We start from the raw sequence: 22,320 nt of genomic DNA on the forward strand, positions 1-22,320 counted from the left end.
GCGCCCGGAACGCGGCGGCCGTGGACCTCGTCCCAGGCGCTCCCTAGTGCCCAGGAGCCTGGTCCGACGCGGCAGCGTGAAAGTGGAGCCGCGCGGTGTCTGCCGCCCCCTCGGGGGACAGCTTCGCGCCCTCCCCGTACGCCTCCGCGAAGGCCGTCTCACCCAGCGCCGCCGTCGCCCTCGCCGTGATGCGGTCCACGTCGCCGCGTTCCGCGGGTGGGAGTGGGGCGCCCGCGCTGCGGCGGGCCGCGTCCGCGGCCCCGAGGAGCTCGGCCGCCCGATCCGCGGCATCGGTGAGTGCTGCCGCGCCCGCCAGGCCCTCCAGGGAGAGGGCCACGGCGCGCGGCTCGCCGATGGCGCAGGCGACGTCCAGGCCGAGGAGATGGTGGGCTGCCGCCCCGCCCGCATCCCCGCGCAGTTCGGCGACGAAGCCCCATTCCGCCCGGAGCAGATGATCGCCCGCCTCCGACGACACGTCACGGAACTCGTCGCGGATGCGCAACAGATGCGCCTCCGCCGCATCGAGGTCGCCGGAGCGGCGTGCGCCGAGGGCCAGGCCCATCTCGGCGTGGAGTTCCCCGTACTTGTAGCCCTGTTCGGACGCCGATCGCCGGGCTTGCTCGTGCAGGTCGGCTGCCCGGTCCCAGCCGCGGTCGAGCAGCGCGAGCCGGCCCAGGCCCGACAGCCGGGCGGAGACCTCCGCGTCCAGGCCGAGTTCCCGCGCCATACGCAGGCCCTCCTCGTGGCGCCGGGCGGACTCCGCGTACTCACCCTTGATCTCGGCGAGCGCCGCCAGTGGCTCCACCGTCTGCAACTCACCCCACTGGTCCCCGAGTTCACGGAAGAGCGCCGCGCTGCGCAGCCCGTCGCGCCCGAGCGCAGCCAGGTCCCCGCGGATGAGAGCATGCATCGCCCGCAGCCCGAGAGCCGCCGCCGTACCCCACCGGTCGTCCTCGGCGGCGAAGAGGGCGAGCGCCTGCGAGACGGCCTCCTCGCTGGCGGTGAGGTCACCCGACCTGAACAGGCCGTACGCGGAGAACCACACGGCGCGCCCCCGCCGCACAGGATCGGCGACCGCGGCGTCCGGGCACGGCGTCGCCGGGGGCCGCTCTCCCGTCATCAGCCCGAACGCATCGCTCAGTACCCGGAGTTCGCCCGCGGACGGCGCCACGGCGAGCACGGCAGACAGGGCACGACGGGCCTCGCCCAGTCGGCCCCGCAGCAGCCACCACCAGGACAGGGCGGTCGCCAGGCGCACGGCGTCATCGGCCGCACCACCCGTCGACGCGCGCCGCGTGGCTTCGTCGAGCGCCGCCCGCAGATTGGCGGTCTCGGCGTCGAGCCGGCCGAGCCACTCGCGCTGCCCGCGCCCACGGAGCCGGGGCTCGGCACGCTCTGCCAGTTCCGTGTAGTGGCGCAGATGCCGGTCGCGTACTCCGTCGAGTTCGTCGCTCTCGTGCAGGCGCTCCGTCGCGTACGCGGCGACGGACTCGAGGAGCCGGTAGCGGGGGCCCGTACCTCCGGGGCCGGTCACCACGACGACCAGCGACCGGTCGACCAGCCGCGTCACGAGGTCGAGAACCTCGTCGCGGTGCACCCCGCCGCCCGCGCACACCTCCTCCGCCGCCTCCAGAGTGCAGCCGTCGCGGTGCACGGCCAGGCGCCGCAGCACGGTCCGCTCAGGAGCGCTGAGCAGCTCCCAGCTCCAGTCGATGACCGCCCGAAGGGTCTGCTGACGCGGCGGGGCACCCCGTCGCCCCGACGTGAGTACCCGGAAGCGGTCCTCGAGCCGGGCCGCCAACTCCCCTACGCCCAGGGCCCGTACGCGCGTCGCCGCCAGTTCGAGGGCGAGCGGGATGCCGTCGAGGCGCCGGCAGATCTCCAGTACCGCCGCACAGGTCTCAGGAGAGGCCTCGTCGAGCGAGAACCCGGGGGAGGCCGCCGCGGCGCGCGCCGTGAACAGGCGTACCGCGTCCTCGGGTTGCAGTGGTTCGACCGCATGCACCGTCTCCCCGGCGACGCACAGCGGCTCCTGGGTGGTGGCCAGGATCCGCAGGTGCGGCGCGCGGCTCAGCAGCGTATCGGCGAGCTGCGCCACCGCCTCGACGACCTGCTCGCAGTTGTCCAGGACGAGCAGCGACCTGCGGTCCCGCAGAGCTGCGGCGAGCCGTTGCCCGGGAGCGGCCGTCGCGCCTTGCCCGGGCGGCCCCGAAAGCGCGTCGTCCCGCAGGCCGAGCGCCGCCGAGACGACCTGCGCCAGATCGGCCACGCTCCCGCGACGCTCACCGGCGAGTTCGACCAGCCACACCCCGTCGGGTGCGTCCGGGGTCCGCCGTGCCGCCTCGACCGCGAGCCGCGTCTTGCCGACCCCGCCCGGGCCGGTGAGCGTGACCAGCCGTTCCGTGGCGAGGAGTTGAGCGATCTCGGCCAGTGAACGGTCACGGCCCACGAGCGCCGTGAGCGGGGCGGGAAGGTTCGACCGGGGAGGTGTGGACTGAGGCACGGCGCCCGCAGGAGAGGCCGGGGGAGGGGCGAGCGACGCGTCCTGGCGCAGGATCGCCTCGTGGAGCGCGGCGAGTTCGGGGCTCGGGTCGAGCCCGAGCTCGTCCGCGAGCCGGCCCCGAAGCTCCGCGTACGAGGCCAGCGCCTCACTCTGCCGACCCGTCAGATACAGCGCCCGCAGCTGGACGGCGCGCAGCCGTTCCCGTAGCGGATGGCGCGCGACGAGATCCGCCAGCTCCCCGGTCAGGAGCGTGAGGTCGCCCGACTCGAGGAGCGCCTCGGCCCGTTCCTCGAGGACGGCCAGCCGCTGCTCCGTCAGGCGCTGCGCAGCAGTACGTACGAACTCCTCGTCCGCGAAATCTGCGTACGCCGGACCACGCCACAACTCCAGTGCCTCGGTGAGGAGTTCGGCTCGCTCGCGCGGGCCCGCCGCGGATCCCGCCCGGTCCACCAGGTTCAGGAAGCGGTGCGCGTCCACTTCGTCACCGGCCTCGTCGAGGCAGAGCCGGTAACCGGGCGCCTGGCGCACCACACGGTCCCGGCCGAGCGCCCTGCGCAGTTGGGAGACCTTCGCCTGGAGGGCGTTGGCGGGGTTTCCGGGAAGGTCGTCGCCCCACAGCCCGTCGATGAGGCGGTCGGCGGAGACGGGCCGCCCCTCGTGGACCAGCAGTGCGGTGAGGAGGGCCCGGACCTTCACCTCGGGAACCACGACCGGCTCCCCGTCGCCGTCCCGCACCGTCAGTGGACCAAGCACCCCGAACCGCATGGGAGCACCGTACACACGACGCAGCCGCCGACCGTCAGCGGACCATCAGCGTTCCCGAAGCCCCGACCTGCACTGTCGTCGCATGAACGGAACAGACGTCACCAGGACGGAGCCGACCGACAGGTCGCCCGCCACCCCCGCCGTCATCGGCCCGGCCCACAGGCACAAACTGCCCCTCCCTGCCCTGCTCGCGCTCGCCACCGCCGTCTTCGTCACGAGCCTGACGGAGACACTGCCCGCGGGCCTGCTTCCCGCGATGAGCCGGGACCTGGGAGTCGGCGAATCGGCCACCGGGCAGACCGTGACGGTCTACGCGATCGGCACCGCCCTCACGGCGATCCCCCTCACCGCGGCCACCGCCGGATGGCGCCGCAAGCGGCTCCTGATGACGGCGATGGCGGGGTTCGGCGTCGCCAACACCGTCACCGCTCTCTCGGCGAACTTCCCCCTCACGATGGTGGCCCGGTTCGTGGCCGGGGTCGCCGCCGGCCTGGCCTGGGCGCTGCTCGCCGGTTACGCTCGGCGCCTCGCGCCCGCCCACCTCCAGGGCAGGGCCATCGCGATCGCGATGGCGGGCATCCCGGTCGCACTGTCCCTGGGCGTGCCCGCGGGCACGTTCCTCGGCAAGGCCGTGAACTGGCAGACCGCGTTCCTGAGCATGACCGTCCTCACCGTCGCCCTGCTCGGATGGATCGCCGCGGCCGTCCCCGACCAGCCAGGACCGCGGCAGGAGGCCCGGCCGCCGATCCTGCGGGCGCTCCGTGTGCCCGGCGTGCCCCCGGTTCTCTTCGTCACCCTCGTCTTCGTTCTGGCCCACACCGTCCTCTATACGTTCGTCGCGACGTTCCTCGACGGGGTGGGCATGGGGAACTCCACCGATCTCGTACTCCTCGTCTTCGGAGCCGCGTCCCTGGCAAGCATCTGGATCGTGGGTGTCCTGATCAACCGGCACCTGCGCGCCCTGACCGTCGCAGCCGCCCTGCTGGTCGCCGTGGCGGCGGCCGTACTCGCCCTGCTGTCCGACAGTTCCGCCCTGGTCTACGCGGCCGTGACGCTGTGGGGTCTCGGCTGGGGCGGCGCCCCCACGCTCCTGCAGACCGCCGCGGGCGACGCGGGAGGCGAGTCGGCGGACGCGGCGCAGGCCATGCTCGTCACCCTCTGGAACGTGGCCATGGCCGGCGGCGGAATCGTGGGCGGGATCCTCCTCGACCTGGCCGGATCCCGCTCCTTCCCCTGGACCGTCCTCATGCTCCTGATCCCCGTACTCGCCGTGGTCGTCGCCGCCCGCAGCCATGGATTCCCCGCCCGCCGCACGGCGAGGACGTCATGAACGGCCAGACCGCACACCGGCACACCACTCACCCCGATGCAAGGAGAGCCGCCATGACGACGTCCCGCCTCTTCGAAACCGCTCGCCTCGGCACGCTGACCCTGCCCAACCGCCTCGTGATGGCGCCCATGACCCGTAACCGCGCCACTGCGGACGGCGTCCCGCAGCCCGTCATGGCCACCTACTACGCGCAGCGCGCCACCGCGGGCCTGATCATCGCCGAGGCGTCCACGCCCAATGCCGTCGGACAGACCTACGCCAACATCACGGCCATCCACAACGAGGCCCACGTCGAGGGCTGGCGGCACGTGACCGACGAGGTCCGTGCCGCCGGCGGCCGGATGTTCCTCCAGCTCCAGCACGGCGGCCGGATCGGGCACCCCGACAACAGCGGCGGCCTGACCCCGGTCGCCCCCTCGCCCGTCCCGCTCCCCGACACCATCCACACCCCGACCGGCCACCAGCCCGCCGTTGTACCGAAGGAGATGACGCCCGGCGACATCCGCTCCACCGTCGCCGACTTCGCCGAGGCCGCCCGCAAGGCCGTGGCGGCGGGCTTCGAAGGAGTGGAGGTGCACGGCGCCAACGGCTACCTCCTCCACCAGTTCCTCGGCCAGGGCACCAACCACCGCACCGACGCCTACGGAGGAACCGTCGAGGGCCGCATCCGGTTCGTGGTCGAGGTGGTCCGCGCCGTGGCCGACGCGATCGGCCCCGAGCGGGTGGGCCTGCGGATCTCCCCAGGACTCACCGTCAACGGCATGGAGGAGGGAGACACCGATGACATCTACCCGGCACTCGTCGACGCCCTCTCGGACCTGGACCTCGCCTATCTGCACATCGTCTTCGCCGACCCCGACAATCTGCTCTTCCAGGACCTCCGCAAGCGCTGGACCGGCACGCTGATCGCCAACCCCGTGCTGCCGCGGGAGCGGATTCCCGCCGACGGCGGCAGGCACGAGGGCGAGCGCCTCCTGGCCGCCGGCGCCGACCTGGTGGCACTCGGCCGCCCGTTCCTGGCCAACCCGGACCTCGTCGAGCGGCTGCGCGTGGGCGCACCGCTCAATCAGGTCCGCGACAGGTACCTGATGTACGTAGGAGGGGAGACGGGCTACACGGACTATCCGTCCCTGTCCGACAGCCGCCGGTGAAGTGAATATCCGGGGCCCGGGGCGCCGGGATTTGCTCAACCTGGGGTGAAGGTTCGCGGCGACGCGCGAAATCTCCTGGCTCACCGTGCCCCGAAGCTCGTTTCGTGCTAGTCTCAATCTCAGTTGCAGTTGTGGTTCCCATAGATACTTCAAGTGCCTTAGGTGACTTCACGTTGCCGGGCGCTTTTCTATTTCCGGATGCATTTTTCCGGGCGGGGCAATCATTGCGGCGACGCCGAGGTTCGCACAGTGCGGATCACGGGCACTGCCCCGAAGGAGAATTTGCATATGGCTACTGGCACCGTGAAGTGGTTCAACTCGGAAAAGGGCTTCGGCTTCATCGAGCAGGAGGGTGGCGGCCCCGACGTCTTCGCCCACTACTCGAACATCGCCACCCAGGGCTTCCGTGAGCTTCAGGAAGGCCAGAAGGTGAACTTCGATGTCACGCAGGGCCAGAAGGGCCCGCAGGCGGAGAACATCGTTCCCGCCTGACGCTGAAGCGTTGAGCGCAGCTGGTGCCCGTACCCCAGTGGTACGGGCACCAGCTCGTTGCTGTTTGCGGGGCATCCCGCCCGGGTAGGCACGACCACCGGGTGGCACACCACCCCGGCGGGGCGCCCAGACCCCCGCACCCCATTGATCCGGCCCGTCCGAGAGCCGCCTGCCGCAGCGGAATCCCAGTATTCCTACGTCAGGCGTCGCCATTCTCCGTACCGGCGCGCCGGCCGATTTTCAGTCTGTTATTCGGCTCGTTCTTGCAATTCGTCCGGCGCTCATACGCCGGGAATTCCTCGATACGTGCCATATCGAGGAAGGTTCTCCATGAACCGTTCAGCTCGCACGAACGACCGTTACTCCAACCCTCGCAGGGGTTCCGCCGGCGGTGACCGGGGTGCCCGTTTTCGACCCCAGGGCCAGGGCCAGGGACGCACCGGAGGCAAGAGCTCCGGTGGCTACGGGCGCAGGTCCGCCGCGCCGCAGGGTGAGTTCGCCCTGCCCGTCACCGTCACGCCCGCCCTCCCCGCCGTGGAGACCTTCGGAGAGCTCGACCTGCCGGCCGAGATCCTCAAGACGCTCACCGGCCTCGGCGTGACCGTGCCGTTCCCGATCCAGGCGGCCACGCTGCCGAACTCGATCGCGGGCCGGGACGTCCTGGGCCGCGGCCGCACCGGCTCCGGCAAGACCCTCGCCTTCGGGCTCGCGCTCCTCGCGCGACTCGCGGGCCAGCGCGCCGACGCCAAGCAGCCCTTCGGCCTCATCCTCGTCCCCACGCGGGAGCTCGCCCAGCAGGTCACCGAGGCGCTCACCCCGTACGCCCGGTCGCTGAAGCTGCGGATGGCCACCGTCGTCGGCGGCATGTCCATCGGCCGTCAGGCCAGTGCCCTGCGCGGTGGCGCAGAGGTCGTCGTCGCGACGCCCGGACGCCTCAAGGACCTCATCGAGCGCAAGGACTGCCGCCTGGACCGGGTGAAGATCACCGTCCTGGACGAGGCCGACCAGATGGCCGACATGGGCTTCATGCCGCAGGTCACCGAGCTGCTCGACCTGGTGCACCCCGAGGGCCAGCGAATGCTGTTCTCGGCCACCCTCGACCGCAACGTCGACCTGCTGGTGCGCCGCTACCTGCACGACCCGGTCGTCCACTCCGTCGACCCGTCGGCGGGCGCCGTCACCACGATGGAGCACCACGAACTGCATGTGCACGGCGCCGACAAGTTCGCCGCCGCCACCGAGATCGCGGCCCGCGACGGGCGCGTCATCATGTTCCTCGACACCAAGCACGCCGTCGACCAGTTCACCAAGCACCTGCTCGGCAGCGGCGTGCGGGCCGCCGCCCTGCACGGCGGGAAGTCCCAGCCGCAGCGCACCCGCACCCTGGCCCAGTTCAAGGCCGGTACGGTCACGGCGCTCGTCGCCACGAACGTCGCGGCGCGCGGCATCCACGTCGACAACCTCGACCTCGTGGTCAACGTCGACCCGCCGAGCGACCACAAGGACTACCTGCACCGCGGCGGCCGTACGGCCCGTGCCGGTGAGTCCGGCAGCGTCGTCACCCTCGTCCTGCCCAACCAGCGCCGCGACATGAGCCGGCTGATGCGCGACGCCGGTATCCGGCCGCAGATCACCCAAGTCCGGTCCGGCGAGGCCGAGTTGAGCCGTATCACCGGTGCTCAGGCGCCCTCCGGCGTCCCGATCGCCGGCCCCGCGCCGGCCACGGAGCGGCCCAAGCGCGGCGGTGCCCCGTTCCGCGGCATGGGCTCGCGCCCGGGCCGCGCCGGTGGTGACTCGCGCCGCACCTCCGAGGCCCGCCAGCTCGCCGACGCCCGCAAGGCAGCGCGGGTCCGCCGCGCCGGCTGAGGCATACGCACGAAGGCCGGAGGCCCGGGACCGATATCGGTCCCGGGCCTCCGGCCTTCGTGCTGCTGTCAGCCCTTGCGGGTGTTGATTTCCTCGGTGAGTTGGGGGACGACGTCGAAGAGGTCGCCGACGACGCCGTAGTCGACGAGGTCGAAGATCGGGGCTTCGGCGTCCTTGTTGACCGCGACGATGGTCTTCGAGGTCTGCATGCCGGCCCGGTGCTGGATCGCGCCGGAGATGCCGTTGGCGATGTACAGCTGCGGGGAGACGGACTTGCCGGTCTGGCCGACCTGGTTGGAGTGCGGGTACCAGCCCGCGTCGACCGCGGCGCGGGAAGCGCCGACCGCCGCGCCGAGGGAGTCGGCGAGGGCCTCGATGATCGCGAAGTTCTCCGCGCCGTTGACACCACGTCCGCCGGAGACCACGATCGCGGCCTCGGTCAGGTCGGGGCGCCCGGTCGACTCACGCGCCGTGCGCGCGGTGACCTTGGTGCCCCTGGCCTGCTCGGAGAACGTCACGGTGAGCGCCTCGACCGCACCGGTGGCCGGGGCGGACTCGACCGGGGCACTGTTGGGCTTGACGGTGATGACCGGGGTGCCCTTGGCCACCCGGGTGGTGGTGGTGAAGGACGCGGCGAACGCCGACTGGGTGGCGACCGGACCCGAGTCGCCGGCCGTCAGGTCGGTGGCGTCGGTGATGACACCCGACCCGATCCGCACCGCGAGACGCGCGGCGATCTCCTTGCCCTCCGCGGAGGAGGGGACCAGCACGGCGGCCGGGGACACGCTGTCGTAGGCGGCCTGCAGCGCATCCACCTTCGGCACGACGAGGTAGTCGGCGTACTCGGCGGCATCGTGCGTCAGGACACGGGTCGCGCCGTGCTCGGCGAGGGTCGCGGCGGTGTCGGCGGCACCGGCACCGATCGCCAGCGCGACGGGCTCGCCCAGACGGCGGGCCAGGGTCAGCAGTTCAAGGGTGGGCTTGCGGACGGCACCGTCCACGTGATCGACGTAGACCAGAACTTCAGCCATGGGACTTCTTCTCTCCTGCGTGCGAAAGATGAGGACAGAGCGGGTGATTCGAGCAGACGGGGCTCAGATGAACTTCTGGCCCGCGAGGAACTCGGCGAGCTGCTTGCCGCCCTCGCCCTCGTCCTTGACGATCGTGCCCGCACTGCGCGCCGGACGCTCAGCCGCGGAATCGACCTTCGTCCAGGCGCCCTCCAGGCCCACTTCCTCGGCCTCGATGTCCAGATCCGAGAGGTCCCAGGAGGTGACCGGCTTCTTCTTCGCCGCCATGATCCCCTTGAACGAGGGGTAACGCGCCTCGCCCGACTGGTCGGTCACCGACACCACCGCCGGCAGGGACGCCTCCACCTGCTCCGACGCCGTGTCACCGTCACGGCGGCCCGTCACCACACCACCCTGGACCGACACCTCCGAGAGCAGCGTCACCTGCGGCACACCCAGCCGCTCCGCCAGCAGCGCCGGGACCACACCCGCCGTGCCGTCCGTCGACGCCATACCCGAGACCACCAGATCGAAGCCGGCCTTCTCGATCGCCTTCGCCAACACCAGCGACGTGCCCACGATGTCCGTGCCGTGCAGATCGTCGTCCTCGACATGGATCGCCTTGTCCGCGCCCATCGACAACGCCTTGCGCAACGCGTCCTTCGCGTCCTCCGGACCCACCGTCAACACGGTGATCTCCGCATCGTCCGCCTCGTCCGCGATCTGCAACGCCTGCTCGACCGCGTACTCGTCCAGCTCCGACAGCAGCCCGTCCACATCATCACGGTCCACCGTCAGGTCATCAGCGAAATGCCGGTCCCCCGTCGCATCCGGCACATACTTCACGGTGACAACGATCCTCAAGCTCACGCCGGCTCTCCTACCCTGGTGTGGTTCCTCAAAGCGACACTATGGCACTCAGTACCCTCTGGCAAGGTACGTGGTGCCAGACGAGCCGCTTCGGTGTTACGTTCCCGGCATGACTGAGGCGACCAGACCGGCCAAGAAGGCGCCGATGCGCGAGGTGCTCGCCGAGGCGGCGTTCCAGCTCTTCCTCGACCGGGGTTTCGAACAGACCACGGTCGACGACATCGTCGCCCGGGCGGGCGTCGGGCGCAGGTCGTTCTTCCGGTACTTCCCGTCCAAGGAGGACGCGGTCTTCCCGGATCACGAGCGCTGCCTCGCCGACATGACCGCGTTCCTCGAAGAGGCCGACGGCCGCGACCCGGTGGGCACCGTCTCCGACGGGGCGCGCCTCGTGCTGCGCATGTACGCGGCCAACCCCGAGTTCTCCGTGCAGCGTTACCGGCTCACGCGCGAGGTGCCGGGACTCCGGACGTACGAGTTGTCGGTGGTGCGGCGCTACGAGCGCACCCTGGCGGGCTATCTGCGGGCGCGCTTCGAGGGGGAGCCGGACGGCGCGCTGCGGGCCGAGGTGATCGCGGCGTCCGTCGTCGCCGCCCACAACAACGGGCTCCGAACATGGCTCCGTTCGGGTGGTGAGGGAGACCCGTACGCGGCCGTGGACCATGCTCTCGGGATGGTGCGCGCTGTGTGGAGTGGCGCGGACGACGGCGCGGCGCGGCCCGCCGCCGAGGATGAAGTCGTTGTGATGGTCGCCCCGAAGGGTGCCCCGATGTGGCAGGTGGTGCAGCGGATCGAGTCGGCCCTCGGGCAGGGCTGAGGGCCCGGTCCCCGGAGGGATCCGGCTGAATATGGCACTCAGTACCTTTACAGTCGGGAACTCAGTGCCATACGGTGCGGAGGCGCCGACGCGAGGGTGCGGCGCATCAGAGCCGAGCGCAGGGGGCCGAGCCGTGTCAGAGACAGCAACCCACACCGCGCCGATCGGGCACGAGGTGTCCCATACCGCGCCGACCGGGCGCGAGGGGACCGGCCTGACGGTCCAGCGCTGTCGCTGGTGCGGCACCGCCTCCTTCCGGCGGCTCCTGTGTCCGGTGTGCGCGTCGAGCGATCTGCAGCCCGAACACAGCGACGGCCTTGGCGTCGTCGTGCAGTCCAGCGTCGTGAACCGGTACACGGGGACGGCGCGCAACGAGTCCCTCGTCCGCTTCCCCGAAGGCTTCGTGTTCCGGTGCCGCGTCGTCGGCGCCGCCCCGAACCTGGTGTGGATCGGCGCGCGCGTGCGCCCGGTGGCCGGCAGCAATCCCGACGCCGGGGAAGTGGTCTTCGAGCTGTGCGAGACGGGCGGACGCACCGACTGGCAGTGACTCTGCCGCTCTCGTCCCCGCTGTCAGGATGGCGCCGGTCAGAAGTCGACCGGGTCCCGGATCAGCGGGCACGTCATGCAGTGTCCGCCGCCTCGGCCGCGGCCGAGTTCCGCGCCGACAATGGTGATGACCTCGACGCCCGCCTTGCGCAGCAGGGTGTTCGTCTGGGTGTTGCGGTCGTACGTGATGACGACGCCCGGCTCGACCGCGACGGCGTTGTTGCCGCTGTCCCACTGCTGGCGCTCGGAGGCGTAGACGTCGCCGCCGGTCTCGATCACGCGCAGTGCGCCGAGGCCGAGCGCCTTCGCCACGACGTCGACGAACGGGCGCGATCCCTCGTCGGTGATGTGGAGGCCGGACGGAACGCTGCCGGGGCGCAGCGTGAAGGTGTGGACGGCGTCCATGATGGCCGGGTAGAGCGTGACGATGTCGCGGTCGGCGAAGGTGAAGACGGTGTCCAGGTGCATGGCCGAGCGCAGCTTCGGCATACCGGCGACGATGACCTGCTCCGCAGCGCCGTTCCTGAAGAGTGCGGCCGCCACCTGAGTGATCGCCTGCCGTGAGGTGCGCTCGCTCATGCCCATCAGGACGACCCCGTTGCCCACGGGCATGATGTCGCCGCCTTCGAACGTGGCCTGCCCCCAGTCCCGTTCGGGGTCTCCCCACCACAGGGTGGAGCCCACGAAGTCGGGGTGGAACGTGTAGATCGCCTTCATCAGCAGGGTCTCGTCGTGGCGTGCGGGCCAGTACAGCGGGTTGAGGGTGACGCCCTGGTACAGCCAGCACGTCGTGTCGCGGGTGTAGAGGGTGTTGGGCAGGGGCGGCATGAGGTACTCGCGTACGCCCGTCGACTCGCGGACCAGGGCGACGTAGTCGGAGCGGAACTCGTCCGGCAGGTCGGTGGTGGCAAGCCCGCCGATCAGATACTCGGTGAGGCGGTGCGGGCTGAGCTCGTCGAGGAAGGCCCGGGTGTCGTCCATGAGGCCGAGACCGACCTCGTTCGCGACGATCTTGCGGTCCAGGAGCCAGGCCTTCGCCTCGGGGATCAGCATGGTCTCGGCGAGGAGTTCGTGCAGTTCTACGACGTCGACGCCGCGCCCGCGCAGCTTGTTGACGAAGTCGGCGTGGTCGCGCTGGGCGTTCTCCACCCACATCACGTCGTCGAAGAGGAGGTCGTCGGAGTTGGTCGGGGTGAGCCTGCGGTGGGCGAGGCCGGGCGCGCAGACCAGGACCTTGCGCAGCGTACCGACCTCGGAGTGGACGCCGAGCGCCGGCTCGGCCGTGGTGTCGTTGCTGGTCACGATGTGCCTTTCCAGGGAGTCGGTGCGCCGGGCGGGCCGGCCCAGCAGCCGAAGGCCGAGAAGAAGCCCAGATGTTCGCCGAACCCGGCCTTGGCGTACGCGTACACGCCGGCGTCCAGATCGGGCCTGCGCGCGGCGAGGGTCTGGAAGACGAAGGCGAGCATCAGCATGCCGGTGCCGGCGACGGCCCACGCGATCAGGGCGCCGGCCATGCCGGTCTCCTGCGCGAAGCGGCTCGGCAGGGAGAAGACGCCGGCGCCGACCATGGTTCCGACGATCGTCGTCGGCGTGAGGAGGGTCGGCTTGGCTGTGGGCGACTGCTCGGGCTGGTCGGCGGAGAGGGCGCCTTCTGCCTGCGTCATGTCTTCCTCTGGCCGTGGGGCGTTGGAACCGGCAGACGACGACCATATTCGTAAAATGTCTGGCGTGTCCCATTAGGGGGTTGGAGGTGGCGAGGGGAGTAGCGTCGCGCGCCGAACCGGAAATTCGGGCATATCGTGCATCGAGGAAGCCTTGTGAAGCCTCACGCCTTTGGAAAGGCGCTCCCATGCAGCCCGAACTGACCCCCGCCGTGCTCGCGTCGCTGCGCCGGCCCCGGCACTATCCGGCGGTGTCGGTCCTCGTGCCCACGCACCGGCGGAAGCCGGACAACGCGCAGGACCCCATCCGGCTGCGCAATCTCCTTGCCGAGGCCGCCAAGGAGCTGAAGGCCGATCCCGCGGTGAGCCCGGAGCGTCGCCAGGACATCGTCGAGCAGCTGGATCTGGCGCTCGCGGAGATCGACCTCGACCACGCCGAGGACGGTCTGGCGATCTTCGCCTCGCCGGGCGAGCACCACGTGTGGTCGCTGCCGCGCACCGTCCCCGAACGGGTCGTGCTCGCCGACACGTATCTGACCCGCAATCTCGTCGCCGCGTACAGCGCCGAACAGCCCTACTGGGTCCTCGCGGTCTCGGCGGACCGTGCCGCTCTGTGGAAGGGCGACGCGCGGCGCCTCGTGGAGCAGCACACGGCAGGATTCCCGCTGACCCGGAGCCTCGACGACCCTGACGCCGAGCGCAAGGAGCGCGTCGGGGACCTGCCGAGCACCTACCGCGACGAGCAGACCCGCCAGTTCCTCCGGCAGGTCGACACGGCGCTCGACGAAGCCCTCGCTCCCACCGCGCGGCTGTACGTCGCCGGTGAGCAGGCGGCCGTCACCCTGCTGAACGAGGTCGGAACCGCCACCGGGCACGCCGTCCCCGTGGCCCACGGCGGACTCGCGAACGCCGATGCGGAGACGGTGCGTGAGGCGGTGCGGCCCGCCGTCACCGCTCAGGAGCAGCAGAGTGTGGCCGCCACCATGGCGGACATCGAGCGTGCGCGGGGCTGGAAGGAGTTCGCCGCGGGCGTGGACGAGGTGTGGGAGCACGTCGCCGGCGGGCGGGTCCGTGCACTGGTCGTCGAAGAGCACTTCCGCACCACCGTCCGGCAGGACGGCGACCACCTGGTCCCGGCCGAGCCCGGCGACCTGGACGCCCACGACGACATCGTCGACGAGATCGTCGAACGGGCCCTGGAGACGGGCGCCGAGGTGCGCTTCGTCCCTGACGGAACCCTCCCGGACGAGTCGGGAATCGTCGGAATCATGCGCTACTGAGCCAGAGCTTTCGGATAGATGCAAGGAGACGTCTGAATGAGTGCCGGTCCCTCCGGGAAGAAGCCAGCGTCGCGTCGGCGGCGGTCCATGACGGCCGTCCTGGCCGTGCTCGCTGCCACGACAAGCGCCGCGGCCCTCGTGTCGTGCAGCACGGACAGCGGCAACGACAGTTCGTCGAGCGTCAGCCCGCGTCCTACACCCCCCAATACGGCTTCCTTCTCGGGCACCCCGCCCTCCGCGATGGCGTCGGCCGCCGAATCGGCCGTCGCCTCCGCGAAGGCGGAGGCCTCGGCGGCGGCGAGCTCCGCGTCGGCCCGGGCCTCCGAGTTCGAGGCGTCAGTGTCGGCCGAGGTGGAACGGGCCAACGCCGCGGCCGCCAGCGAACTCCTGAAGGTCGAGGGCCGGGGCAACGCCATGGCCGATGTCGCCCTCACCGGGAAGCCGCGGTCCCAGACGGGCGGCGTGTTCGCCGTCGTCGTCAACATCACCAACCGCACCGACAAGAAGGCGTCCTACGCCGTGCAGGTCGACTTCAAGGACGCCGACGGCAAGGTCGTCGAAACCCGGTACGTCGGCGCGGAGAACCTCGACCCCGACGAGCGGGCCCAGCCCCTGGCCATCAGCCGCAAGCCCCCGGAGATGAAGCTGACCGCGAAGATCGTCAAGGCGCAGCGGTACTGAGAGCGCAGTGCTGCTGAGTGCGCAGCACGACCGAGAAGCGTCTCAGGGCCGGAGCAGCTCGGTGAAGCGTGCGACGTCGACGTTGCCGCCGCTGACGATCACACCGACGCGGCGGCCGCGCAGCTGCCCGGCCAGGGCGCGCGCGGCGGCGAAGCCGAGGCAGCCCGTCGGCTCGACGACGGTCTTCATCCGGGTGTGGAAGATCCGCATGCACTCGACCAGTTGGTCGTCCGTGGCGGTGAGGATGTCGTCGACGCCGTCCTTGATGACGGCGAAGGTGTGCTTGCCCAGGTGCCGCGTCTGCGCGCCGTCCGCGATGGTCTGCGGGGTGTCGATGTCGATGATGCGGCCCTCGCGCAGCGACTGCCTGCCGTCGTCGCCCGCCTCGGGCTCGACGCCGTAGACGGCGCAGCCCGGGGACAGGGCGCGGGCGGCGAGGATCGACCCGGAGAGCAGCCCGCCGCCGCCCAACGGCACGAACAGCGCGTCGAGTTCACCGACCTCCTCGAACAGTTCCTTGGCCGCGGTGCCCTGACCCGCCATCACGTCCGGGTGGTCGTACGGCGGGATCAGCGTCAGGCCCCGCTCGGCGGCGACCCGGTGCCCGATCTCCTCGACGTTCTCCGTGTAGCGGTCGTACATCACGACCTCCGCGCCGTACCCCTTGGTGGCGGCCAGCTTGGCCGCGGGGGCGTCGTGCGGCATGACGATGGTCGCGGGCATTTCCAGGATGGCGGCGGACAGGGCCACGGCCTGTGCGTGGTTGCCGGACGAGTAGGCGACGACGCCGGCGCGGCGCTGCTCCGGCGAGAACTTGGACAGCGCGTTGAACGCGCCGCGGAACTTGAAGGCGCCCATGCGTTGGAAGTTCTCGCACTTGAAGTGGAGCGAGGCGCCGAGTTCGGCGTCGGTGAGGCGCGAGGTGAGCACGGGGGTGCGGTGGGCGTGCGGGGCGACGCGTTCGTGCGCGCGCACGACGTCGTCGTAGGTCGGCAGGTCGGACGGCGTCAGGTCGGCCATGGGGGCTTCCTCTCAATCGGCAGCTGATCATGTGGCATCCAGGCATCCGGCATCCGGGCATCCGCCTATTTGGCGTCCGCGTACACCGTCGCCCTCGACACACCCAGGTGGTCGGCGACGATGCCTGCCGACCGGCGTACTTCCATGAAGCCCTGGGCCTTCAACTCCCGTACGAGTTCCCGGCGTTGGGTCGTCCGCAGGGCGCGCGGAGTGGTCGCGCGGTCGGCGGCGAACGCGTCGATGCGGGCGCGGATGGCGTCGCCGTTCGCCGGGTCGAGGGACTCGGCGGGGGCGGCGGCGCCGTCGGAGCGGCCGAAGTGGTCGAGCACGGTGCCGATGCCGTCGAAGACGGTCATGTCGATGTTCAGGCAGAGCGCGCCGGCGTAGTGGCCCCGCTCGTCCTTGATGCCGATCGACGTGCTCTTGACCCGGCGGCCGTCCGCGAACCGGTTCGGATAGTTCGCCACGACCTGCGGGTACGCGTCGTCGGCCAGACGTGCGAGCCCGAGTTCGGTGGCGGGGTCGCCCACGGAGCGGCCCGACAGGTTGTTCTCGATGGCGACGATCGCGTGGTCCGGGTCGTCGAGATCGTGCACGACGACCTCGCAGAACGGTGCGAACGTGGCCGCGAGCCCCTTGGCGACCTGCTGGAGCTGCTCCATGAGATGGGCGTGACCGGGTTCGGACATGCCGACAGTTTATAAAGATCTGGACTGTTCGTCCAGAGACTTCAGGTGCTGCCTACGGCGCACGGGCGGTCACCTGCCCGCAGTCGCCGTCCTCACCAGCCAGTCGTACGCGGCCTCCGCCGTGAACTCCCGCTGCCCGCCACGGAACAGCAGCCCCGCAGTGGCGAACGCGGGATCGTCGGCCTGCGCGGCCACGTACGGGATCGCGATGCAGCGCATCCCGGCGGCATACGCGGCCGCCGCTCCCGGAATCGCGTCCTCCATCACCGTGCAGTGCGCGGGCATCACGCCGAGCCTGCGCGCAGCCTCCAGGAACACGTCGGGCGCGGGCTTGCCGTGGGCGACCTCGTCCGCGGAGACGTAGATCCTGAGCTGTGCGTCCAGGCCCGTGCCCGAGAGGACCGCGTCGATGGCATCGAGCGGCGATCCGGACGCGACGGCCATCGGCACCCCCGCCTCGTGCAGCCGCTCCACCAACTTCCGCATCTGCGGATATACGGGTGTGCCGGCGCGGGCGAGCGCCAGGTAGCGGGTGGTCATCTCCGTGAGCAGCGCGTCCACCGGGGCCTGGATCCCGTACTTCCGGCGCAGGCTCTCGATGGTCTCCTGGGTGCTGATGCCGACGTAGGACTCGTGTTCCTGCCAGGTGAAGTCCGGGACGCCGTGTTCGGCGAGGGTGCGCCGGCTCGCCTCGAAGTAGTTCGGCTCGCTGTCCACGAGGGTTCCGTCGAGGTCGAGGACGACGGCGGTGCTGCCCAGGGTGCTCATGTGCTCCAGGATGCCAAGGTCGCGGTCACCGGCGCTCGCCGGCGGCCCGGCCGATCGCCTCGACGAGCGGCAGGACCCGGTGCGGCACGCGCTCGCGCAGCGCGACCTCGGTACGGGTGCGGACCACGCCGGGCAGCCGGTTGAGCTGCTGGATGATGTCCTCCAGATGGCCGTTGTCGCGAGCCGCGACGCGGGTCAGGAGGTCTCCTCCGCCCGTGATCGAGAAAGCCTCGATGATCTCCGGCACGCCGGCGAGCGCGTCGCCCACGTCTTCGAGATGGCCCTGCGTGACCTCGATGTGGACGAACGCGAGGACCGGGTGGCCGAGGGCCGCGGGGGAGAGGGCCGGGCCGGTGCCGGTGATCACCCCGTCGCGCTCCAGCCGGTCGAGCCGCGCCTGGAGCGTGCCGCGGGCCACGCCGAGAATGCGGGCGTACTCACGCACGCTCGTACGCGGCTGCTCCAGGAGGAGACGCAGGATGCGGGTGTCCAACTCGTCCACGGCCATGGGCTGCGTCCTCCTTCGCGGGGCGGTGATCGCCGGACGACTGTACCAATGGTCCAGTGGATCCGGGATTGTGCGGGCCAGTGGAGCGCACCCGGGGAGCAGCTCAGGATCTGGTGCGGGATCCGGTGCGGGGTCCTGTCGAGAGGGGGTCGGTCACGAGATATCTTGATGTCGAGCAATGTTGCAGACGTGGAGCGGAGCACCCGGTGACTGACTCGACCATCATCTATACGCACACCGACGAGGCCCCGGCCCTCGCGACGTATTCGTTCCTGCCCGTGGTCGAGGCCTACGCCTCGACCGCCGGCGTCAGTGTGGAGAGCCGCGACATCTCGCTGGCCGGGCGGATCATCGCCAGCTTCCCGGAGCGCCTCGCGGAGAGCCAGCGCATCGACGACGCGCTCGCCGAGCTCGGCGAGCTGGCCAAGACGCCCGGCGCGAACATCATCAAGCTGCCGAACATCTCGGCCTCCATCCCGCAGCTGAAGGCGGCCATCGCCGAGCTGCAGGGCCAGGGCTACGCGCTGCCGGACTACCCGGACGACCCGCAGACCGACGAGGACAAGGACGTCCGCGCCCGTTACGACAAGGTCAAGGGCAGCGCCGTCAACCCGGTCCTGCGCGAGGGTAACTCCGACCGCCGCGCCCCCGCGTCGGTCAAGAACTACGCCAAGGCGCACCCCCACCGCATGGGCAAGTGGACGCCGGAGTCGAAGACCAACGTCGCCACCATGGGCGTCGACGACTTCCGTTCCACCGAGAAGTCCGCGGTCATCGCCGAGCCCGGCACCCTGCGCATCGAGCTGGCGGCCGCCGACGGCACCACCACCGTCCTGCGCGAGTCCGTCCCGGTCCTCGCCGGCGAGGTCGTCGACGCCTCCGTCCTGCGCGTCGCCGCGCTGCGTGAGTTCCTCACGGGGCAGATCGCCAAGGCCAAGGCCGAGGACGTCCTGTTCTCCGTGCACCTCAAGGCCACGATGATGAAGGTCTCCGACCCGATCATCTTCGGCCACGTCGTGCGCGCCTTCTTCCCGAAGACGTTCGCGAAGTACGGTGAGGCGCTCGTCGCCGCCGGCCTGTCCCCGAACGACGGCCTCGGCACCATCCTCAAGGGCCTGGACTCCGTGCCCCACCTGGGCGCCGAGATCAAGGCGTCCTTCGAGGCCGAGATCGCCGAGGGCCCCGCCCTCGCCATGGTCGACTCGGACAAGGGCATCACCAACCTGCACGTACCGTCCGACGTCATCGTCGACGCGTCCATGCCGGCCATGATCCGCACCTCCGGCCACATGTGGGGCCCGGACGGCGAGGAGGCCGACACCCTCGCGGTGCTGCCCGACAGCAGCTACTCCGGCGTCTACCAGGTCGTCATCGACGACTGCCGTGCCAACGGCGCCTTCGACCCGTCCACCATGGGCTCGGTGCCGAACGTCGGCCTCATGGCGCAGAAGGCCGAGGAGTACGGCAGCCACGACAAGACCTTCGAGATCCAGGCCGCGGGCACCGTCCGCCTCGTGGACGCCGCGGGCAACGTGGTCCTGGAGCAGGAGGTCGCCGAGGGCGACATCTTCCGCGCCTGCCAGACCAAGGACCTGCCGATCCAGGACTGGGTCAAGCTCGCCGTCACCCGCGCCCGCGCGACCGGCAACCCGGCCGTGTTCTGGCTCGACGAGGGCCGCGCGCACGACGCGACGCTCATCGAGAAGGTCAAGGCGTACCTGGCCGAGCACGACACGGACGGTCTGCAGATCGAGATCATGTCCCCGGTCGAGGCGACCGCTTTCTCCCTGGAGCGCATCCGCCGCGGCGAGGACACCATCTCCGTCACCGGCAACGTGCTGCGCGACTACCTGACCGACCTCTTCCCGATCCTCGAGCTGGGCACGAGCGCGAAGATGCTCTCCGTCGTCCCGCTGATGAACGGCGGCGGCCTGTTCGAGACGGGCGCCGGCGGCTCCGCCCCGAAGCACGTCCAGCAGCTCGTCAAGGAGAACTACCTGCGCTGGGACAGCCTCGGTGAGTTCCTCGCCCTCGCCGTGTCCTTCGAGCACCTCGCGACCACCACGGGCAACGCCCGCGCCAAGGTCCTGGGCGACACTCTCGACCGCGCGACCGGCACCTTCCTCAACGAGGACAAGTCGCCGAGCCGCAAGCTGGGCGGCATCGACAACCGCGGCAGCCACTTCTACCTCGCCCTGTACTGGGCGCAGGAGCTGGCCAAGCAGACCGACGACGCCCAGCTCGCCGAGGCGTTCGCGCCGCTCGCCAAGACGCTCGGCGAGCAGGAGCAGACGATCGTCGACGAGCTGATCGCGGTCCAGGGCAACCCGGCCGACATCGGCGGCTACTACCAGCCCGACGCCGCCAAGGCCGCGGCGATCATGCGCCCGTCGGCCACGTTCAACCAGGCCATCGCGTCGCTCGCCTGAGCACTCCCGGTCTGACGTGTTCCGCCCCGGTCGGCATCAGCCGACCGGGGCGGTCCCGTATCCGCGGACGGGTGACTTACGAGGCCGCCTCCGCCGCGCGCCGGTAGCGCAGCATGACGACCCCGTTCCCGAACGTCCGGGTCTCCATGAGCCGGAGCGCGACGGCGCGGCCCGCCGCCGGGAACAGCGGCTTCCCGCCCCCGATCAGCACCGGATGGACGTATAGGCGGAACTCGTCGACCAGGTCGAGCTCCATGAACGTCGCGGCGAGACCGGCCCCGCCGAGTGACATGTCCCCGCCGGGCTGCGCCGTCAGCGCCAGGATGTCCTCCACGACGACGTCCCGCACGATCGTCGTGTTCCAGTCGGTGTTCTGAGCGGTGTTCTCCAGTGTCCTGGAGAACACGATCTTGGGCATGTTCCGCCAGATGCCGGCGAACTCGGCCATCGTCTCGCCGCAGTCCGGGTCGGCGTCGACGGTCGGCCAGACCGACACCATCAGCTCATGGGTGACCCGCCCGTCCATGAAGGCGCTCATTCCGGCGAGCTCCGCGTTGAAGTACCGGTGCAGCTCCTCGTCGACCCGGTGCCAGCTGATGTCGCGGTCCGGTCCCTCGATGTAACCGTCGAGGGAAACCGACATGCCCAGAATGATGTCTCGCATCTCAACTCACCCATTTCTCCCGGTGGTTGTGGCCCAGGCGGATCACGGCCGTCGGTCATCCCCCACCCGTATGCGGGTGCGGGGCGCATGGGGTGCGCGACAGGGGCGGACCTGGGAGGCACCGGATTTCGCGCGAGGATTTCACGCCGCTGGACTCAGAGCTCCAGTGCCGTCGCCAGCCGCCGCCACTGCTCCCGGGGAAGGCCGGCCCGGTCCTCGCCCGAGGCCAGCACCTGGATGGCGACGTGGTCCGCGCCCGCGTCCAGGAAGGCGTCGATCCGCTCGCGCACCCGCTGCTCGTCACCCCAGCCGAAGAGGGCGTCGACGAGCCGGTCGCTGCCGCCGTTCGCGAAGTCGTCCTCGGTGAAGCCAAGACGCAGCCAGCTGTTGGTGTAGTTGACCAGCTGCAGATAGAGCGCGAGCGTCTCGCGGGCGGTCGCGCGGGCGCGGTCCGGGTCGGCCTCCAGGACCACGGTGAACTCCGGCGCGAGCAGCGGCCCCTGGCCGAGCACCTCACGGGCCTGCGCGGTGTGCTCCGGGGTGACCAGATACGGGTGGGCGCCGGCGGCACGGTCCCGGGAGAGCTCCAGCATGCGCGGGCCGAGCGCGGCCAGCACGCGGCGGTCGGCCGGGATCCCCGCGGCGTCCAGCGCGTCGAGATAGTCGACCATGGCGCCGTACGGACGCTTGTACTGCGCGGTGAGCTTCGCGTGGCTCACCCCGAGGCCGAGCAGGAACCGGCCGGGGTGGGCGGCCTCCAGGGCGGCCCAGCGGTCGGTGGTCTCCCGCGCCTCGTGCTGCCAGATGCTGAGGATGCCGGTCGCGACGGTGATCTTCGAGGTGGCCTCGATCAGCGGGGCGGCGTGTTCGATGCCACTGCTGCCGCCGAGCCAGAGCGCGCCGTAGCCGATCTGCTCCAACTCCACTGCGGTTTCGGCGAGTTCGGCCGCCCGGGCAGGGTCCGGGTCGCGCAGCCCGGTGTTCCACAGGCCGTACCTGCCGATCGAAGATGCCTGCGTGCTGCTGCTGTCGCTGACGCTCATGAGCTGTCTCCCGCTGCCAGGTGGATCGATGTTCGACGTCTGCCGCAAACCCTCGTGGGTGATCTTGTATTCCGCGTGATGTCTGCGATGTGCCTGATGTGGGTGATCGAGTTCGGCGGCCGGGTGCCGACCGGATGCGGACACCGGCGAGGCAGACGGCCCTTGCGCGCGATGCGCCGTCCGCGGTGGGGGCGGGAGCATTTCGTGGTTCGCCGCCCGGGTACGGGCCT

19 protein-coding genes and 1 pseudogene are annotated in these 22,320 nt (G+C 70.7%); 9 read left to right on the forward strand and 11 right to left on the reverse strand.

The features are described from left to right. Positions 1-43 precede the first annotated feature (43 nt). Positions 44-3,268 (reverse strand): BTAD domain-containing putative transcriptional regulator, encoded by a 3,225-nt coding sequence (locus OG698_RS39220; protein ID WP_406108789.1) that lies wholly within the window; start codon positions 3,266-3,268, stop codon positions 44-46. 82 nt (positions 3,269-3,350) lie between these two features. Between OG698_RS39220 and OG698_RS39225 the strand changes: the two genes are divergently transcribed. The 4 genes from OG698_RS39225 to OG698_RS39240 all read left to right on the forward strand — a co-directional run bounded on the left by OG698_RS39225 (position 3,351) and on the right by OG698_RS39240 (position 8,107). After that, the gene (locus OG698_RS39225; RefSeq protein ID WP_406108790.1) at positions 3,351-4,598 is read left to right on the forward strand and encodes an MFS transporter; all 1,248 of its coding nucleotides are present in this window, start codon (positions 3,351-3,353) and stop codon (positions 4,596-4,598) included. A gap of 53 nt (positions 4,599-4,651) precedes the next feature. Continuing rightward, the gene (locus tag OG698_RS39230) at positions 4,652-5,749 is read left to right on the forward strand and encodes an alkene reductase (protein WP_406108792.1); all 1,098 of its coding nucleotides are present in this window, start codon (positions 4,652-4,654) and stop codon (positions 5,747-5,749) included. A gap of 288 nt (positions 5,750-6,037) precedes the next feature. Continuing rightward, positions 6,038-6,241, forward strand: coding sequence for a cold-shock protein (locus tag OG698_RS39235; protein ID WP_100598391.1), 204 nt, complete (start codon positions 6,038-6,040; stop codon positions 6,239-6,241). Positions 6,242-6,571: 330 nt separating this feature from the next. After that, a complete protein-coding gene (locus OG698_RS39240) occupies positions 6,572-8,107 on the forward strand; it encodes a DEAD/DEAH box helicase (protein WP_326776977.1) in 1,536 nt (511 codons plus the stop codon). A gap of 68 nt (positions 8,108-8,175) precedes the next feature. Here the strand turns inward: OG698_RS39240 and OG698_RS39245 are convergent, their stop codons facing one another. Together OG698_RS39245 and OG698_RS39250 are read right to left on the reverse strand one after the other, a co-directional pair. Continuing rightward, a complete protein-coding gene (locus OG698_RS39245; RefSeq protein WP_406108794.1) occupies positions 8,176-9,138 on the reverse strand; it encodes an electron transfer flavoprotein subunit alpha/FixB family protein in 963 nt (320 codons plus the stop codon). Between the two features lie 63 nt (positions 9,139-9,201). Next, complete coding sequence (locus tag OG698_RS39250) at positions 9,202-9,987, reverse strand: electron transfer flavoprotein subunit beta/FixA family protein (protein ID WP_406108795.1); 786 nt, start codon at positions 9,985-9,987, stop codon at positions 9,202-9,204. A 109-nt stretch (positions 9,988-10,096) separates the two neighbouring features. Here OG698_RS39250 and OG698_RS39255 point away from each other — a divergent pair, with 109 nt between their 5' ends. Together OG698_RS39255 and OG698_RS39260 are read left to right on the forward strand one after the other, a co-directional pair. After that, positions 10,097-10,801 carry a TetR family transcriptional regulator gene (locus OG698_RS39255; protein ID WP_399983256.1) on the forward strand — a complete coding sequence of 235 codons (705 nt, stop codon included), beginning with the start codon at positions 10,097-10,099 and terminating at the stop codon, positions 10,799-10,801. 133 nt (positions 10,802-10,934) lie between these two features. Next, positions 10,935-11,348: a Zn-ribbon domain-containing OB-fold protein gene (locus OG698_RS39260; RefSeq protein ID WP_406108797.1), complete on the forward strand. Its 414-nt coding sequence runs from the start codon at positions 10,935-10,937 to the stop codon at positions 11,346-11,348. A gap of 38 nt (positions 11,349-11,386) precedes the next feature. Here the strand turns inward: OG698_RS39260 and OG698_RS39265 are convergent, their stop codons facing one another. Next, positions 11,387-12,649 carry an arginine deiminase gene (locus OG698_RS39265; RefSeq protein WP_406108799.1) on the reverse strand — a complete coding sequence of 421 codons (1,263 nt, stop codon included), beginning with the start codon at positions 12,647-12,649 and terminating at the stop codon, positions 11,387-11,389. 38 nt (positions 12,650-12,687) lie between these two features. Then, a pseudogene (locus OG698_RS39270) lies at positions 12,688-13,011 on the reverse strand (amino acid permease); the annotation flags it as partial. A 185-nt stretch (positions 13,012-13,196) separates the two neighbouring features. Between OG698_RS39270 and OG698_RS39275 the strand changes: the two are divergent. Continuing rightward, complete coding sequence (locus tag OG698_RS39275) at positions 13,197-14,288, forward strand: chemotaxis protein (protein WP_406108801.1); 1,092 nt, start codon at positions 13,197-13,199, stop codon at positions 14,286-14,288. A gap of 36 nt (positions 14,289-14,324) precedes the next feature. Next, entirely contained in the window at positions 14,325-14,969 is a 645-nt protein-coding gene (locus OG698_RS39280) for a hypothetical protein (protein WP_406108803.1), read from the forward strand. 42 nt (positions 14,970-15,011) lie between these two features. Here OG698_RS39280 and OG698_RS39285 read toward each other — a convergent pair whose 3' ends face one another. From OG698_RS39285 to OG698_RS39300, 4 genes are all read right to left on the reverse strand, one after another. After that, positions 15,012-15,989, reverse strand: coding sequence for a threo-3-hydroxy-L-aspartate ammonia-lyase (locus tag OG698_RS39285; RefSeq protein WP_406108805.1), 978 nt, complete (start codon positions 15,987-15,989; stop codon positions 15,012-15,014). A gap of 65 nt (positions 15,990-16,054) precedes the next feature. Then, entirely contained in the window at positions 16,055-16,678 is a 624-nt protein-coding gene (locus tag OG698_RS39290) for a transcriptional regulator (RefSeq protein WP_399983240.1), read from the reverse strand. A gap of 69 nt (positions 16,679-16,747) precedes the next feature. Next, positions 16,748-17,446, reverse strand: a complete 699-nt coding sequence (locus OG698_RS39295; RefSeq protein WP_406108807.1) for an HAD family hydrolase — start codon at positions 17,444-17,446, stop codon at positions 16,748-16,750. Positions 17,447-17,471: 25 nt separating this feature from the next. Next, complete coding sequence (locus tag OG698_RS39300; protein WP_406108809.1) at positions 17,472-17,954, reverse strand: Lrp/AsnC family transcriptional regulator; 483 nt, start codon at positions 17,952-17,954, stop codon at positions 17,472-17,474. 206 nt (positions 17,955-18,160) lie between these two features. Here OG698_RS39300 and OG698_RS39305 point away from each other — a divergent pair, with 206 nt between their 5' ends. Beyond that, complete coding sequence (locus OG698_RS39305) at positions 18,161-20,383, forward strand: NADP-dependent isocitrate dehydrogenase (protein WP_406108811.1); 2,223 nt, start codon at positions 18,161-18,163, stop codon at positions 20,381-20,383. Positions 20,384-20,459: 76 nt separating this feature from the next. On the opposite strand, the gene OG698_RS39310 is transcribed toward OG698_RS39305, so the two are convergent. Continuing rightward, complete coding sequence (locus tag OG698_RS39310) at positions 20,460-21,047, reverse strand: dihydrofolate reductase family protein (protein WP_406108813.1); 588 nt, start codon at positions 21,045-21,047, stop codon at positions 20,460-20,462. A gap of 155 nt (positions 21,048-21,202) precedes the next feature. After that, positions 21,203-22,090, reverse strand: coding sequence for an LLM class F420-dependent oxidoreductase (locus OG698_RS39315; protein ID WP_406108815.1), 888 nt, complete (start codon positions 22,088-22,090; stop codon positions 21,203-21,205). Positions 22,091-22,320 lie beyond the last annotated feature (230 nt).

Source organism: Streptomyces sp. NBC_01003 (assembly GCF_045162695.1).
Lineage (GTDB): Bacteria > Actinomycetota > Actinomycetes > Streptomycetales > Streptomycetaceae > Streptomyces.

Bases quoted from the DNA above. Each gene is read 5' to 3' on its own strand.
- OG698_RS39295 (WP_406108807.1), bottom strand. From the start codon at position 17,446: ATGAGCACCCTGGGCAGCACCGCCGTCGTCCTCGACCTCGACGGAACC.
- OG698_RS39290 (WP_399983240.1), bottom strand. From the start codon at position 16,678: ATGTCCGAACCCGGTCACGCCCATCTCATGGAGCAGCTCCAGCAGGTC.
- OG698_RS39315 (WP_406108815.1), bottom strand. From the start codon at position 22,090: ATGAGCGTCAGCGACAGCAGCAGCACGCAGGCATCTTCGATCGGCAGG.
- OG698_RS39280 (WP_406108803.1), top strand. From the start codon at position 14,325: ATGAGTGCCGGTCCCTCCGGGAAGAAGCCAGCGTCGCGTCGGCGGCGG.
- OG698_RS39240 (WP_326776977.1), top strand. From the start codon at position 6,572: ATGAACCGTTCAGCTCGCACGAACGACCGTTACTCCAACCCTCGCAGG.
- OG698_RS39310 (WP_406108813.1), bottom strand. From the start codon at position 21,047: ATGCGAGACATCATTCTGGGCATGTCGGTTTCCCTCGACGGTTACATC.
- OG698_RS39235 (WP_100598391.1), top strand. From the start codon at position 6,038: ATGGCTACTGGCACCGTGAAGTGGTTCAACTCGGAAAAGGGCTTCGGC.
- OG698_RS39230 (WP_406108792.1), top strand. From the start codon at position 4,652: ATGACGACGTCCCGCCTCTTCGAAACCGCTCGCCTCGGCACGCTGACC.
- OG698_RS39225 (WP_406108790.1), top strand. From the start codon at position 3,351: ATGAACGGAACAGACGTCACCAGGACGGAGCCGACCGACAGGTCGCCC.
- OG698_RS39300 (WP_406108809.1), bottom strand. From the start codon at position 17,954: ATGGCCGTGGACGAGTTGGACACCCGCATCCTGCGTCTCCTCCTGGAG.
- OG698_RS39220 (WP_406108789.1), bottom strand. From the start codon at position 3,268: ATGCGGTTCGGGGTGCTTGGTCCACTGACGGTGCGGGACGGCGACGGG.
- OG698_RS39245 (WP_406108794.1), bottom strand. From the start codon at position 9,138: ATGGCTGAAGTTCTGGTCTACGTCGATCACGTGGACGGTGCCGTCCGC.
- OG698_RS39285 (WP_406108805.1), bottom strand. From the start codon at position 15,989: ATGGCCGACCTGACGCCGTCCGACCTGCCGACCTACGACGACGTCGTG.
- OG698_RS39275 (WP_406108801.1), top strand. From the start codon at position 13,197: ATGCAGCCCGAACTGACCCCCGCCGTGCTCGCGTCGCTGCGCCGGCCC.
- OG698_RS39255 (WP_399983256.1), top strand. From the start codon at position 10,097: ATGACTGAGGCGACCAGACCGGCCAAGAAGGCGCCGATGCGCGAGGTG.